This is a genomic window from Dapis purpurea BLCC-M126, assembly GCF_050015975.1.
Taxonomy (GTDB): domain Bacteria; phylum Cyanobacteriota; class Cyanobacteriia; order Cyanobacteriales; family Microcoleaceae; genus Trichodesmium.
The window spans coordinates 1-16,279 of record NZ_JBNHER010000172.1 but is presented as its reverse complement, the minus strand read 5'-3'; the positions used below and the strand labels follow the sequence as shown (position 1 = coordinate 16,279).

Annotated in this window: 9 protein-coding genes and 1 pseudogene; 2 read left to right on the top strand and 8 right to left on the bottom strand. The window is 35.3% G+C overall.

The features are described from left to right. From ACP6PL_RS15470 to ACP6PL_RS15435, 8 genes and pseudogenes are all read right to left on the bottom strand, one after another. Positions 1 to 3,010: pseudogene (locus ACP6PL_RS15470) on the bottom strand (hypothetical protein); the annotation flags it as partial. Between the two features lie 245 nt (positions 3,011 to 3,255). Further along, complete coding sequence (locus tag ACP6PL_RS15465; protein WP_426546158.1) at positions 3,256 to 3,552, bottom strand: hypothetical protein; 297 nt, start codon at positions 3,550 to 3,552, stop codon at positions 3,256 to 3,258. Positions 3,553 to 4,441: 889 nt separating this feature from the next. Next, on the bottom strand, positions 4,442 to 7,696 hold the full coding sequence (locus ACP6PL_RS15460; RefSeq protein ID WP_426546157.1) for an NACHT domain-containing protein: 3,255 nt from the start codon (positions 7,694 to 7,696) through the stop codon (positions 4,442 to 4,444). Between the two features lie 203 nt (positions 7,697 to 7,899). After that, entirely contained in the window at positions 7,900 to 8,805 is a 906-nt protein-coding gene (locus ACP6PL_RS15455; protein ID WP_426546156.1) for a DUF1822 family protein, read from the bottom strand. A 2-nt stretch (positions 8,806 to 8,807) separates the two neighbouring features. Beyond that, positions 8,808 to 9,530: a hypothetical protein gene (locus tag ACP6PL_RS15450; RefSeq protein ID WP_426546155.1), complete on the bottom strand. Its 723-nt coding sequence runs from the start codon at positions 9,528 to 9,530 to the stop codon at positions 8,808 to 8,810. A gap of 910 nt (positions 9,531 to 10,440) precedes the next feature. Then, a complete protein-coding gene (locus tag ACP6PL_RS15445; protein ID WP_426546154.1) occupies positions 10,441 to 10,803 on the bottom strand; it encodes a response regulator in 363 nt (120 codons plus the stop codon). 137 nt (positions 10,804 to 10,940) lie between these two features. Then, positions 10,941 to 12,059 carry an RNA-guided endonuclease InsQ/TnpB family protein gene (locus tag ACP6PL_RS15440; RefSeq protein ID WP_426546153.1) on the bottom strand — a complete coding sequence of 373 codons (1,119 nt, stop codon included), beginning with the start codon at positions 12,057 to 12,059 and terminating at the stop codon, positions 10,941 to 10,943. A 374-nt stretch (positions 12,060 to 12,433) separates the two neighbouring features. After that, positions 12,434 to 13,957 (bottom strand): SagB/ThcOx family dehydrogenase, encoded by a 1,524-nt coding sequence (locus ACP6PL_RS15435; RefSeq protein ID WP_426546152.1) that lies wholly within the window; start codon positions 13,955 to 13,957, stop codon positions 12,434 to 12,436. A 226-nt stretch (positions 13,958 to 14,183) separates the two neighbouring features. On the opposite strand from ACP6PL_RS15435, the gene ACP6PL_RS15430 reads away from it, so the two are divergent. Together ACP6PL_RS15430 and ilvC are read left to right on the top strand one after the other, a co-directional pair. Beyond that, on the top strand, positions 14,184 to 14,705 hold the full coding sequence (locus tag ACP6PL_RS15430) for a pentapeptide repeat-containing protein (RefSeq protein ID WP_426546151.1): 522 nt from the start codon (positions 14,184 to 14,186) through the stop codon (positions 14,703 to 14,705). A gap of 389 nt (positions 14,706 to 15,094) precedes the next feature. Beyond that, positions 15,095 to 16,090 (top strand): ketol-acid reductoisomerase, encoded by a 996-nt coding sequence (gene ilvC / locus ACP6PL_RS15425; RefSeq protein ID WP_426546150.1) that lies wholly within the window; start codon positions 15,095 to 15,097, stop codon positions 16,088 to 16,090. Positions 16,091 to 16,279 lie beyond the last annotated feature (189 nt).

Genomic DNA, 16,279 nt, shown 5'->3' with positions numbered 1-16,279 from the left:
CGATATTAACAACTACGGCGTTGGGGGAGTTATCGTAGCTGACTGTATCAATGTCGTTGCCACCATCAATAACATCCTCACCTTGCTCTCCCGTCAGGAAGTCGGCATCATCATTTCCTTCAATGATGTCATTATCGCTACCACCATAGACTATATCATTTCCTGGACCCGCAAAAAGTGAATCTACCCCTTCATTACCATGAATTTCGTCGTCTCCCCATTCACCTAATACCATATCGTCGCCCAGTCCACCGAGAATACTATCTCCAGCTCCAGTATCGGGAGTGGCTAATGTGATTTCGTCTACCGAATCAAATGAGGAATCACCGAGAATAACATCATCACCCTCTCCACCGTCAATAGTATCAGTGTCTCCTCCACCACCGATGACATCTTCTCCTGAACCACCATAGATTGTATCCGCACCAGGATTTCCACTATCACCACTAAGAATGTCATCTCCATTTCCACCATCAATGAAGTCGTTGTTTCCTCCTCCCGTAACATGGTCATCACCATCATTACTTACTAGGCGATCGTCTCCCTCACCGCCATAAACACCATCGTTGCCAGCTCCAGTTTGAAGAGTGTCGTTTCCATCATCACCGAAGATGGTGGAACGTGGGGCAGTACCTCCAGGAGTATTAATTATTTCTATGCGGTCGTTGCCATTTCCACCACCCATATAAACGGGGGTTAATACACCATCTAGGATGATTTCATCGTTACCATCTCCGGCAAATCCTTGAATAACAGTAAATTCTCCTTTTCCTGTGCCAGGGCCGTAAGTTTGCTTAAAGTTGTCAGGGTCTATTTCAATAACTTCATTGCCAGCTTGGCCACTGATATGTTTAATCAAAATATCTTCATCAGGATTGCCGCCTGAAATACCTTCTAGACCGATGTTTAGAGCTAGTTTGCTCTCCGGTGTAATACCAGCAAGTGAGTGTTCAATTGTGAACCAAATACCTGATTTGTCAGTTCCATCTTCTCCTTCTGAGTAAAACTGACCAGAGTTGAGTTTTTCTAGAGGTTCTTGCGTGGCACGATTATTGACTTCTCCTGTAAACAGATTATAGTCAAGTACCAGTTCCTCTATAGTGTCAGATGGATTTATGTCAGCATGATCGTCATTTCTATTTTTTCTAGGCCCATCCTGATCAATAATATCAATCGTAATAGGAACAAGAGGATCGTATGTATCCTTAACTTGGTGGTTAAAAGACCAGTCTTGTGGAAAACTACCTATAATAATTCCTTGAGGATTACTTTTTTCATTTACCACCCCTGTAGTTTTACTAAAACTATCATTACCGCTACCAATACTAATCTTGGCATAGAATTCAGCAGTTCCATCTCCCATACCATCTCCAGGTCCTTTTGTATTATACCAATCCCAATCAAGTGAAATTACACGATCAATTGTTAGGTTAACCTCTGCTGATATCGGGTTTTCAAGATGAAGATAAAATTCAGAGCCTTTCCTTGTATTATTGGGAAACAATTCGTCAATTTTCTCGTCTGTAAAAACACTGCCAATATACTTTGAAGAAGCTCCATCAATTTTTCTTCCTATTTCAATTCCTTTTACAATCCCTGTTATACCTCCTGATACAGTTCCTATTAGACCTCCTGATATACTTGTTCCTATTATATTTTCCACTATAATTTCTGATATACCTCCTGATATACCTCCTAATATGCTTCCTATTATTCCTCCTAGTCTTTTGCCCTTCTTAGCCTTATCACATTTAAGTCCTCCACAAAACAACCCATTTGGATCGTCAAACCAAACACGTTCTTCGTCGAACAGAAAATGAATTTTATTTGTAAAATCTGAACTTGGATGATAGTTTGGTTCTCCTACATTGAAGGTATCTGGACGTAGCAGTGTTCCAGAACCAACAGGATAAGTGCCATTTGCTAAGTCTCGGAGTTCTATAGAAGGCCAATTTGAATGCTTATCTTCTTCAATGTATATTTTAAGTGAGCCATCTTCAGCAAATTCCATATTGGAATTTCCTACCTTAATCTCAAAAGTTTCATGGTGGATATCCTTGAGCCGATCAACATGACCGCTAGTCCACAACCGATCTAGTTCAATAGAATCATCATCCATAACTTTCCAAGCTGTTTGAAAGTTAGAAACGTCTCCATTATGACCTCCTATACCAGCTTTTGGAGTACCATAATCTTTAGTAAAGGCAGATGTATTCATAAAGAGTACATAGGTATTTCCATCTTTAGCTTGAACCGGAGTAACTCGTGTAAATAAAGCTACCTTATGGTCTTCGTTGCTAAATAAATCTTCATTTTCATGAAAACTTAAAGTAGGTTTTAATGACTGAACAGCAATATTTTCCCATTCATCATTCAAACCATCTTTATCTAAATCTTTTTCAGGATCGGTGGTAAAAATAGGTATATTGTCTAATTTAAACTTTGTCCCTCGTCCATTTTCATCTAAAATCACTCCTGGATCGGATTTTTCTATATGAACGAATTGGTTTTCTATGTTGACAGTTGCACGATCATTCTCTGTCTGCAAAAGTGATAATTTTTCTGTCCCTAGAGTCTCACCTTTAACAGCGGAGGCAAAGATTTTTCCTTCATCTCCAGGCGAATCTGAAATATTAATTTGACTATCAACAAAATGTCCTATTTCTTCTAGGAAAACATCAGCGATCGCCTCTAAATTCATCTCATTTGCAACGATAAATTCCTCAGCAATATAAATTCGATTTGTATCTCCAGAAAAAGCTCCATTTGCACCATCTATTTCACTAGCAGAACGAATTTCTACTTCAGGAAGATTGGAAAAATCCTGAGCTAACCATTTTTGCCGAAGATTATCTAGTTTTTGACTATTAATATCAGAGCCAAAAGCTATTTCTACAATAGATTTGAATTTTTCCTGATTTTGAGCTAAGTCTGTGAGTAAGGATTGAGCAATCTGTTTACCATTAGTTAAAGTTTCAAAGATGTCAAGTGTTGTTGTATTTATAGACATAATTTTCGTCCTTTAATTGATGTAATGTTGTAGATTTTTGAATTACGAATTAGCGATTAAAGTAACTTGCTGCTTTATCCATTTCTCAAAAGCATAGTTGTTACGAAAAATGCTTGAGAAATTTTAGTAGCAAGGTATTAAACTGAGTAAAAGTAGGTTGGATTAAGGTACTCCGAAACCCAACATAAGGTTTTATTAGGTTGAGCCTGCGGATAAGCTGTGCTAACACTGTCGTTCTACCAAACCTAGGCTTCTAGGTGTACCTGATAACTACAGAACTTACGCATGAGGTACGAAAAACTAAGATTTGAGATTACTTCGCTGTCGCTCGTAATGACAGAAATAAGTAAGGTAAGTAGAAAATCTCCATCTTGTAGAGAAGTGCCAACAACTGGAACTATATTCCGGTTACTGTTAACTGTGGAGGTAATAGATATTGCAGCAGCATCTCCTGTGGTGAAGAGAGCTGTAGTTGCTAAAGTGATGGTTGTAGCAAATATTTTATTCACAAAGGGAAAGACTGACTTGAATTGGGTAGACATATAACACTCCTGATTGAAAATAAAAGTTACCTTTGTGTTTGCGATATTCAGGACTTAGGCAATACAAGGTATTTCCGTCATTGCGGATAGGGAAGCAATCTCAAACCTAGATTTTGCCTCTCTCATGGGTAAGTCCTAATATTCTCAAAGAGCGATCGCTATTTCGCTATTAAAGAACAAAAATCTCTATGTACAGGCAAACTACCGTTTGCCTCTACGAGTGTTTAGTAATGGGAATACATGATTCTGGTTAAACCAGATTCGATCTAAATTGTGGTGGGAAAGATATATTGAGCGATCGCTCTCATAAAATAGTGAGGCTAGAAAATATAATTCCCAGTTTTCCTTGATCTTTTTTTTTATTTGTGCTGCTTGTTATTTCCATACAAATAGACAAACTAGAAAACAAGAATCTAATTTAAGTAGTCCCACGGTTGTAAAATAACTAGCTCAAATACAATGTTGACCTCCTATGGATAAATCAGTTGATAATAAGTTTGGACATTGGGTTGAACCAGCCTACATTTATATATCAGTCCTAGAGAAAAAAATCGTGCAAAATTAGATTTGAACTAACCTATATCTATACATCAGCCTTATAGAAAAAAATCGTGCAAATTTTGATGTATTTAATTTCTTACTTAATAATTTTTCACATAAATTAAAAGTAATTGTGAAATTTTTATCGGGTAGTGTTTAGGCAGTTATAAAATAAATAAAAAAATTCTTTAATGTTATCTTATAGTTGTAATAGAGTAGGTTGGGTTAAGCGCTAGCGCAATCCAACGGACATTTTTGTTAGGTTGATACTAATGTTGAGCGATCGACAACTCTAACAAATCTACAGGTATTTTTGTTGGGTTTCGTACCTCAACCCAACCTACAAAGCTTAACTCTTTTTCTCAGAATAAATTTTGGCAAAATGTTCTTGCAATATTTGATGAATGAAAATATAACCACCACCAACTTTTCTTAAAAAAATGCGTTCTGTGGCGTAGTCAAGGAAGCGAGCATAATTCCAAGGAGCATAACCTTGCCACCAGAGAATAAGACGTAAAGTGAAGTGTTGAATTAAAACTAATCCGGCAAAAACAGGTCCTCGTCCACCTGCCATGAAAGCTAGTAACCCATGTGCTAATCCAATACTGATGATTTCGTGTCCTGCTTCAGCATAATTTAAGCTAAAAAGTATTCCTACTGGAAAAAGGATAGCAAAGAAAATACTAGCATTTCTAGCAGACCTCCAAATACCCTGGTTAGGAATTACGGTTTGTTCTAGGTTTTCCCCTTTATCTAAGAAACCAATAATTGCAGGAACTGTTGTGAATAATATGAACTCAATCAAGATATCAGAAATCACCCCAAACAAACCGTCTAAATCTTTGTAATTAGTATATCTACTTGTAAAAAACAGACGTATAAGTACATAAATTGAGCAACCTATGAATCCAAGTTTCGCATATTTTCTAGCTCTTTCCGTAGATGGAACGATGGTATCAACAATTCCTATTTCTCTGTCTATAGAGTTTAAAAAGATGGTAAGAACAACTCCTTCAGCCATTAAAGGAGACAATAGATACCTAATTCGTTCATCTTCTATATTATCTACTAAAATTGGATATATCATTGCTACTGTAATAATTACAAACATCACCCCAGAGATAAATAAAGGAATCAACCGGGGTACAATTTTAGGTAGAAAACTAGATAGTACCAGGGAAATCAGACATGATATTAAAGCTGCTATAGTTATAGGAATAGTTAAAAATATTTGTAGTCCTAAATCATTTGTAACTTGCGTACCCAAATGTAAAACAGTAACTAATCCAGTTATCAGTCCCAAAATTAATCTTAAGCAAATACGATACATTAATTGTTGAATACCTACTGGCAACCAATCAGGTTGTATCTGTTCAATTAATAATTCTGTTCGAGATTTTTGTGTAATTTTATTAGCTAACCAACTCAACCAATACACTGACTGTTTTTCTGAATATTTGAGTTGCTTCTCTTCCAATACAATAGATCCATAATGAGATAAGTTTTCCTCTTCAAATCGGCGTTTAATATAAGTATTGATTAAATGGTATTGACGTTCTGCCAAGGAATTTATCTCTAATAACTCGTCTATAGTTTTATTTTTATAAGCTACAGCAATTAAATTTAAAGTCAGAGGGATTTTTACCAACTCTTGTATGGCTTGGTCATATTTTTTCAATTCTTTAACTGCTAATAATTTGTCACCTGCATCATCAAAATAACGATTAATTTGTGGTTCTGTAAGTGACTGATAAAAAACGGCAGTTTGAAACTGCAATTTTTCGGAAATTTTATTGTAATCTTCGATTCGACAACAAACAACTATTTCGGTTTTTTCATATTCTCGCAAAAATTGATTAATTGCTTTGACACAAGCTTCTCTTTGATTTTCTCTAACTTCATCTAAACCATCTAAAAGCAATAATAATTCCTGATTTTCAACCCAAGCATGACATTGTTTTTGGGTAAACTGATAAATCCTATTTAGTTCTTCAACTAGCCAATTAGTTAAAGGTTTTGCTTCCTTTTTTCCACCCCAACTAGAAAGATTAAGAATGACAGGAATTGCTAAGTTTGAATCTTGTCTGGAGTCAGTAATTAATTCACGAGCAATTTCGAGCAAGGCGATAGTTTTACCAGAACCTGGTTGACCAAGAATTAACATTGTTCTCTTATTTTCTAGTTCGCCAAATATATCTATTGCTCTACTTCCTTCTGGCAGGTTTTGATTTTCCTGATAGGAATTTTCTGGTTGTCTTGTTGAGGGATATTCTACTGCATTGGGATATTCGCTCAGACCTAATTCAATGGTTTCTTCGATATGTAAAGATTTTTCTAGAACACCTTTTATCCAGGAATTTTCTACTCTATTAAGTAAACTTTCCCGAGGAGTATTTTTTTGAGGGTTAATATCTACTAAAATTCCTCGTAACTGTTGCCAATAAATACTTTTTTTGGCTAAATTTTGATGAATTACTGGCAACCAACTAACTTTTGGTAATCGTTGTTTATTCTCTGGATTTTCTATGTATTTTTGTACTTCGAGTCTAGCTTTTTGTACAGAACGATATAAAGATAAATCTTCAGGATTAATATTTCTTTGTCCGGTGAAAAATTCTAGAAAACATTTGAGAAACTCTTGTGCTATTTCATCAGGAACAGGTTCTCGCCAAACAATAATTTGAGCAATGTCTAAATCTGCTAATTGACGTGCTAATCCTAAACCATCACAGGAATTAAAAATGGCTAATTTCATTCCTTGATATTTATACATCGCTGTTTGAAGAGTTTCTCTGATTTCTTGAATATCTAGTTTTTCCTGTGGGTTAAGATACAGTAATCCAGTGTGACTATCTCGATCTGTTTTACTATGCCCAGAAAAAAATAAAATATCCCAACGTTCTTTCTCCATGAAATTGAAAAATTCTGACCGTGTAGGTTGTCTAAGAAAAACACAATATGCCCCTAGTATTTTTCTGAGTGTTCTGCGATCGGCTTCAACATCAATATTTTTACTATCTCCAAGAATACATAATATTTTTACTCTTTTTGGTCTAGGTAATATTGGTTCTAATTCAGAATAAATAGAGTTAATTTGTTGGGAATTACTGAAGGATATAGCAACATCAGTAAAATTTTCCTGAGTAAATAAATCCCACCAATGCCAAGGGAGTTTTTGTAAGAGATTTTCCGTAGATTTAGAATTAATATTTTCTCTCTGAAGTACAACATTAATTTCATCTTCTGGATTAATTTGAAGAGCTTGCTCTAATTGTCTTTTGACAGGATTTAGCCAATCATTAAGACTTTCTCGTAAACTATCAATATTTTGATTACAATCAGAAATAGTCGGAATACTAACATTAGTAATTTGCTTTTTTTTGAACCCTCTTCTAGCTCTTTGAAAATTTCTGATAGTATCATAATTGCTTTGCCATGTTTGATAAATATTAGGTATAAGTAAAGATTGAGGAAATTGACAATCTATTTGGATTAAATCATTGGCGCAATTTTCTACTATTTTTTGCACCTTAATATTAGTAGAAAACCCTGATTCAAAATTACCTGCTTCTAAGTTGATAATAATTTGTTTTTTGATTGTCATTGTCTTTAGTTGTAAGTATTGAATTGAGATTGCTTCCTTCCACTCCGTTTCAGTCGCAATGACATTTTACATTTAATTATACCTACCTACTTATCTCAAAGATTCAATAATCAATAGTAAAGTAGTCAATATGACTAATAAAATTTGTTTTTCATTTTTATTGCTGAGTGCTAATAGCTGATAGTTGAATGCTTACTTAAAAACTAAACGACGAATTTCTCTGTTATAGATTCATTATCTAGAGAAAGTTGAACAGTAAATTCTTTTCCAGGATGTTCAGAAAATTCTAGCTGAATCAAATTATCGGTTTCCCTGGCTATTGCTTCAGCTTCATCAGATGCCAAAATTACTGTTAGTTTTAAACCCGGAGGTAAAATAGTTTGTTCTCCCATTGGATAAACTTGAACCAAAACACCTTTTTCTTGATTTTCTTCTGTCGAAATACTAATTAATAGAGCTACTTTTTGACCATCTATTAATAGTCCTAGATCGATCTTTTTAGCTCGTTCAATTTTGTTCTCTCTACTAGATTCTCCAAAGCTTTTAAATGCCAAATTTTTAGTAGTTAATAGTTCTTCAATAGGTAACCAAACCTCATCAAAAATTCCCTCAAACCAAGCTGCTAAATTTACTATTTTCGGTGGTGGGTTTGAGATGGCATTAATTAAATTATCCAGGGAAAGTAAATGACGAATTTCCAGAACTTCTACGGCTGCTTTTGCAAATCCTAAAAGCTCCACTTTTTCTAAGCGATCGCTGAATTGAATGGCAAGATAACCAATTCTATTTTGTGTTACTTCTGGAGGTAAGGTTATAGTTGTTTCTCCTGGTAAAAAAGGACGACATTCTAATTGACCAATGTCTGGAATAACTAGGTCGGCAACATTCCATTTATTTCTGAGAATTGAATGCCAAGAATCACTTTTATTTAAGTTAGTCTCAATTCCTAACCATTTCAGATATCTGTGAACTGCATAAACAGCTAATGTATTCAAATAAACTTGTTTACTTTTTTCCTTTGTAGTTTGTTCAGTGGCGAATTTTCTGGCGAACCGATGAGCTTCAACACCGAGAGGAATTTCTAAGTTTGGCATTTGTTTATTTTTCATAATTATTCATCTCTTGAGTATCCTAGCTCCTCTAATTTTTGTTGCAGGAGCGGTAAGCATTTTCTTTTCCAGAAAGACCTGAGAGTATCGTAGTTAATTTCTAATTCTCTACTAATATTAGCAAATGTATCTGGTGGGTATTGGAAAACTAATTTTTGGCAAAGAAATTTACAGTTACAATTGGGATTTTTACGAGGATGGCAATTTTGAAATATATGTTCTGGGTCTTCCTCTACATAATGTTCTAAATTATCTAAAGCCACTTGAATGTTAATATTTCGGCATTTCTCAATATAACTGTCAATTCCACTGAGGGTAGGAGCATTAAAACTATTATCCGATAATTGCTCTAAAAATGTTAAGGGATTTTCTGAGTTCTCATGAATAGGAATATCTAAACTCAATTCATCATGTTGTTGTTTTGCTTGGTTAATATATAAATCTTGAATTCGCCGTTTTAAATAACCATTAATCCAATTTTTTAAGCTTTCTTTAATTGACAAATTCGGTTGACGTTCAAAATTACAAATATGATTACTTACCCACAGCCAAGTTTGGTCTAAAGCTTCCAAATACAGGAGATGAGAAGATTGTATGAGTCCAGATAATTGTTGTAATTCACGCAAAAGTCGTTCGATATCTTTTCGTCGTTTTGCACTCTGAAGGTCAGGATTTTCACATATCCTAGTAATAAGTTCTTGTAATTGTTCTTCTGTCATGGCCATATTCTTTTTTGATAACTGTTATATAGATGGTTTTTTATCCCTGAAACCTTAATAGCATGACAGCCAACAGAAGAAATTTGTCTGATTTTCCTACTCCCACTACCATAGAAACCGACTGCAAAATTAATTACAGTTTATACCAAGCGTGAAAAAAGAATGTTACGAATAGTTTCGTCAACTAAAATAGTTGAAGTCAGATACAGGCTTTGTTAATATAGATTATTTGAGGACAAAAAATGATAATAATAACTACTTCTACTGACTACTGACTATTGACTATTGACTACTAGAAACAGTATTAATTTCCTATTACCTAGCTCAACCTAAATTGGGCTAAGTTAGTAAATGGCTTTTCCTTTTATAATTATGTCCTGATTAAATTTGAGTTTAGATGCTAGGTTGAACTAGCCTACATTTATATATCAGCCATAAGGAAAAAAATCGTGCAAAACTAAATCTAATACCGTTTCACAGAAGTTATACATCCAAAATTAGCAATTGCTTAGGAGGTATAATTATTGCTTACATTCTGCACTTCAAAATGAAGTATAAAAAGCAAGTAGCCAATAGTCAGTAGCCAGTAGGGAATGATTCTAGTCAATTATCTGGCTCGTTCAAGTATTTATGCTGAAAATTTTCCTGAGAATTTGATTCCTGAGCAAGGTCATTTCAGTTAACAGTTAAGAGTTATCAGTACCTCTTGCTGAACCAGGAGGCTTGAAATACGGAATATTCTTTTTTCATCCCCTTAAAAGGGCAGGCTTGAGACCTTATTTTTTCAGTCAATGAAGATGATTTATACAGTATAAATACTTACAAACCTATCAATTTTTATACTACTTTTAATGCGACAACTTGACGTGCGGAATGTGGCTTATTGAAAATATTCCTCTAACTCTTGACTCCTAAATTATCGCAAAAGTCGTTTGACTGTGCTGAGAAGTTCCTTTGGTTGAAACGGTTTTGCGACGTAAGCATTTGCGCCTTGTCTCATACCCCAATAACGGTCAAACTCTTCTCCCTTTATCGAACAAAAAATAATTGGTAAATCTTTTGTCGCAGAGTTTGCTCGAAGGCGTCGGCAAACTTCATAACCATTAATATCTGGCATTACAATGTCCAAGATAATCAAGTCAGGTTTGTGGATTTCTGTCTGCTCTAATGCTTTTGCTCCGCTATTGGCAGACATCACCTTTAGCCCACTTTTTTTTAAGAGGCTGACAATCATTTCCTGATGAGAAAGTTGGTCATCCACCACCAAAATTTTACTCATAATTAATTGTTCCTAAATTTTAGTTCTAAGTATCATCGCAAAAGTGGTTTTACTCTATCAAGAATTTATTATGGTTGAAATATCTGCACCTGCTTCATAAAACCGACATAAAACGTCATATAGCGACATTTTAATGTTTACTTCCTGCTTCCACCGGAACTGTCGGCAGCACTCCGTCCACAGGCATTGACGGTCAAGCCGACCGCATCTCTTAAATTTATACTGGCGTTTAAATCTCTATCTATTGACAAGCCACATTCTGGGCAATCATAAGTCCTTACATTTAAGGGCATATCCTGAACATGACCACAGTTAGAACAAGTCTTTGATGATGGAAAAAACCTGTCAACTACTACTAGCTCCGAACCGTACCATTGACACTTGTATTCTAGCTGTCTCCGAAACTCATAAAATCCTTGGTCTGCAATTGACTTTGCTAATTTGTGGTTGGCTAACATCCCACTAACGTTTAAGTCTTCAATTGACACAATGCCGTGGTTTTTGGCTAAATATGTTGTCAATTTATGAAGTGCGTCTTTACGGATGTTGGCTACTTTTCTATGCAATCTAGCTATCTTCAGTTTTGCCGCCCTCCAGTTAGCAGAACCTATCTCTTTATTACGATTTAGGTATTGCAAACGAGACAACTTGGCTTCACATTTCTGATATGACTTTACACTTTTAAATACTTTCCCATCACTTAATGTAGCTAAGGTTTTCACACCTAAATCTACACCTACTACATCAGTTTTTTTGGGTGTAGTTGTGGCCTGAAATTCATAGCTACAGCTCAGATACCAGTCACCTGCTTGTCTACTAATGGTGATTTTTTTGGTTGTTACTTCAATGGGTTCATAAGTTTTGACAAGACCAATAAAAGGTAATTTGAGACTCCATCCGTTTAATTCTATTGGTTTTCCGCAATTATCTATTGTGAAAGAATCAGACTTACCTTTTTTCTTAAATCTTGGATACTTACCTAACCCTTGAAAGAACCTCTTAAATGCTTCACCTAAGTGGATGAAAGCGTATTGATAAACTCTAGACGACAACTTTTTCATCCAGGGTATTAGTGGTTTTGTATGATTAGTAAAAACCTCTCTTAGTTTACGGGCATTGGGTTTATAACCATCAATATATGCTGCATTCCACAAGCTTAAACCCCAATTATAACACCAGCGTGAATAGCCAGCGTGTTGAGCCATCAAAGTTTTTTGTTTGTTATTAAGTTTCAGTTTGATTCTGATGGATTTCATGTATGTGTGTTTCATGTGCGCAGCAAACACAGTCTGTCTAATAGTATGGTTTGTAACGTATTATATCGTTATTCTTTGATTAAGTCAATGCTCCACCTCCACCTTGAATACCCCCTAATAAAGGTAGCATAATTAAACGTACTTAATCATGCTACCTTCTACATAATTATGGGATTTTCAGGTAGAGGTAGATGAACTACAAAGTCATTTCAGTTATCAGTTAATGAAAACTGCTATTATATCAAATCCGCTCGGGTTCAGTATGAAAAAATGTTCTCTTCACGAGCGCTATTGCCAAATATGCTCGCTTATATCCCCACATTTCCCACACTATTTATCTAATTAAATCAATGCTACCAGATTTGATATTATTCCTATCGGGGGCGACCTAAAGTTGTAATATAAACAACTGCCTCATCTACAGGAATACCTAGAACTTCATTCACATTATTGTCAAAGAAACCGCCGATACCACTAACACCTAAACCAAGATAAATAGCTGCTAAATTCAGTCTTTGTCCTAGATGACCTGCATCTGCATGGAGGTAACGGTAAACCCGATCGCCATATTTACCTACAGCTTTTTTCAGGTCAGCAGTATGAAACAAGACAACAGCAGCATCTCTACCTAAGTCTTGCCCTAAACACAGAAAATGTAACTCTTCTCGGAAATTTTTAAACCTAATTTGTCGCAGCTCTTGAGCCATCGGGGCATAATAATAACAACCGTCTTCTAAGCCATCTACTCCAGAAACTGCCATAAAAGTCTCAATCAAACTTAGGTCAAAATAATCAGGATTACGATCTAATTCTTGATTAAAGTAATGGTGGGGTTGATAAGTAAAATCTAATACAGCCAATAGTTCCTTCAAAGCAATAGCTTCTCCAGTATAAACCCGAGTGGAACGTCGTTTGAGAATTGTCTTTCTGAGACCTTCTAAGTTTTTACCCCAGGAAATGGAGGGAGTGACAGTGGAAACTTTTGTACAAAATGGAAAGTTATATTTATCTTCTGAATATTCTGGAGTTTCTTGTGTTTTCCAAGCAGGTACTTTTGGAGAATTTGAGTTAATCTGAGTAGCTTCATGTAAATATTTTAGTAGTTCACCATCTGCAATTAAAGGATAATCTGTTTGAGTACCAGAAGGTAAAGCAGCTTGCCACTGAGGAAGATTTTGTTCAATATCTAGTAAGTCTGCTAGGGCGAGAATGGCGATCGCCTGTTCTTCTTGAGTATCTAGATAAAGCATTTGATTTATTGCTTCATCATTAAACCCCCCAATTAGATGAGGTCGGTAGTTACTGAAAGCGGAAGCTAGTTCAATGTTACCTAGTAAGTGACCTGTATCTAAAAATATTCTTCTATAGGCGCGGTCTTCGTAACGCCAAGCAGAACGATAAAAGATGGCAGTAATGGCGATCGCTAATTTTGTATTTTCTAGAGCTGGATGCCAAAAACAAGCATCCTGCAATTCTGGCCATATTCTATTGTCCCAAAATCTAAGTAATGAATGAGTTTTGGCCTGATAATTGTATAATCCTGGGGGCAATAGAGTTGTGCCACGAGAAATTATATAAACCTCTGCTGGATATAACCCCCCAGCAGAAGGAGCTGCTCTTAAGTAATGACTTCCCATCATTGTTGGTATCTTACCAGTTAAGCCATAGCTACATATAAGTAAGTTAGATAGGTTTTCTCCTTCTGTAGAATCTTTTTCTTGATTAATTTTTTCTTGCAGATAGGGTTTCAGGTCAATAGTTGTCCCAACTTTATACTCTTTGAATGGTATTGGTTGATTTTCCCAGTCTAGTTGGCGATTTTTACTCCCAATCGTTTCTGGGTCGTATTTTGTCCGCTCATGGTAATGTTGAGCGATAGATTGTCTAATTTCTGGCATATTTTTATCAGGGTTTATTTGGCAATGATTCTAATGATTCCATAGTTATGATTTTGACATTTATGAATAAAAATTTTACAAATCTTAAAAAAGGATTAGGATCTCGGTAATTTTTATAAGGCCATCTTAGTATAAATCTTGATAAGACTAATAGGTATAAACGCTTATTATTTATTTAATAAATGATGATTATCAACTGCTAACCAGTAGTTCTAAAAATACTAAGATGGAGAAGATGAGTGCAGAGGAATTACTATGGAGATATGCTGAAGGTCAAAGAGAATTTTCTGGCATTGATTTAAGTAATATTGAATTGTTTGAAGCTGATTTAGAAGGAATTAATTTAGAAGGTTGTAATTTAACAAAAGCTTATCTGCCCTATGCAAATTTGAATCAAGCTAACCTCAAAGGATGTAATTTACAGGAAGTAGAGATGGGAGATATTAAACTTTATCAGGCTAACTTATCTGATAGTAATATCCAACAGGGAAATCTATCGAGAGCTAATTTGCGTAATGCTAATCTTCAAGGTGCAATTTTGAGTAGAGTTAATTTACAAGGTGCAAACTTATATAATGCAAATTTAATAGATACAGATTTAAGGTATGGAGATTTGAGAGGAGCTAACCTAGAAAAAGCAAAGTTAGATAATGCTAAATTAGGATGGTGTAATTTTTTTCGAGCTAGACAAGTTGATTTATCAATGGCAAAATATGATCGTACTACTATTAGCCCTGATGGATACTGAATTGAGAATTGATAATTCAGAATTTAGAATTGAAAGACAAAATTTAAGAATTTATAATTCATGGAATAGGGAATAGGTATGGAGGGAATAGGGGGAATAAAATAGTTTATTTAATGTATTAAATTGATTTAATTAAAACTTTTGCAAGAGGTCTTCTCTATATCTATAATTGAAATACAAAATTTAATAATTCTACATTTTAAATTCTAATTACACAAAAAGTTAACTAAGACTTAAAAGTATCTAATATTTATAATTGAAATACAAAATTTAATAATTCTACATTTTATTTAAATTTTAAATTCTAAATTATCAAAGCCTTCTGACTTCATTTGATATAATAAAAGTTTTGCATAAATAATAGTAGTTGCTGACAGGAGACAAGAATAATGGCCAGAATGTACTATGACTCCGATGCTAACCTGGACATCTTAAACGACAAAACAATCGCCATCATTGGCTATGGTTCTCAAGGTCATGCTCACGCCCTTAATCTCAAAGATAGTGGCTCAAAGGTAATCGTCGGTCTCTATCCAGGCAGTAAGTCTGCTACCAAAGCAAAAGAAGCAGGTCTAGATGTTTACCCAGTAAATGAAGCTGCCGAAAAAGCTGACCTAATAATGATTCTATTGCCAGACGAAGTACAGAAAACCGTCTATAAAAACGAAATTGAACCCCATCTCAAAGAAGGAAAAATCTTAGCTTTTGCCCACGGTTTCAATATTCACTTTGGTCAAATTCTGCCCCCATCAAATGTGGACGTAGTAATGGTAGCACCAAAAGGTCCTGGACATTTAGTTAGACGCACCTATGAGCAAGGAGAAGGAGTACCTTGTCTATTTGCCATTTTCCAAGATGCTTCTGGTCAAGCCCGCGATCGCGCCATGGCTTATGCTAAAGGTATTGGTGGTACCCGTGCTGGTATCCTAGAAACTAGCTTCCGGGAAGAAACTGAAACTGACCTATTTGGCGAACAAGCTGTTCTCTGTGGGGGTCTCAGTGCATTAATAAAAGCTGGATTTCAAACCCTAGTAGATGCTGGATATCAACCAGAACTAGCATACTTTGAATGTCTCCATGAAGTTAAACTTATAGTCGATCTAGTTGTCGAAGGTGGTCTCGCAAATATGCGCGACAGTATCTCCAATACTGCTGAGTTTGGCGACTACACTCGCGGACCACGCATTGTTACCGATGAAACTCGAGCCGAGATGCGGAAAATCTTAAGTGAAATTCAGTCTGGTCAGTTTGCCCGTGAATTTGTCATGGAAAACCAAACAGGCAAACCTGTATTTACTGCTATGCGTCGCCAAGAAGCAGAACAACCTATTGAAGAAGTTGGTAAAGATTTACGCGCTATGTTTAGCTGGTTAAAGAAACGCTAAAAATTTCTTAGTTTAAGGGGTGACAATTAATCGTAGGGGTTTGGTGACCAAATCCCTACTGGTATTTTAGTTATCAGTATCTCCTACTTAAGTAGGAGGCTTGAAAATCCGAAATTTCCCTTTTTATATAGAATCCATTTGAGATCTATATAATTATGCAAGTTAAGTCTTTTCGTGCATCAAGAATGA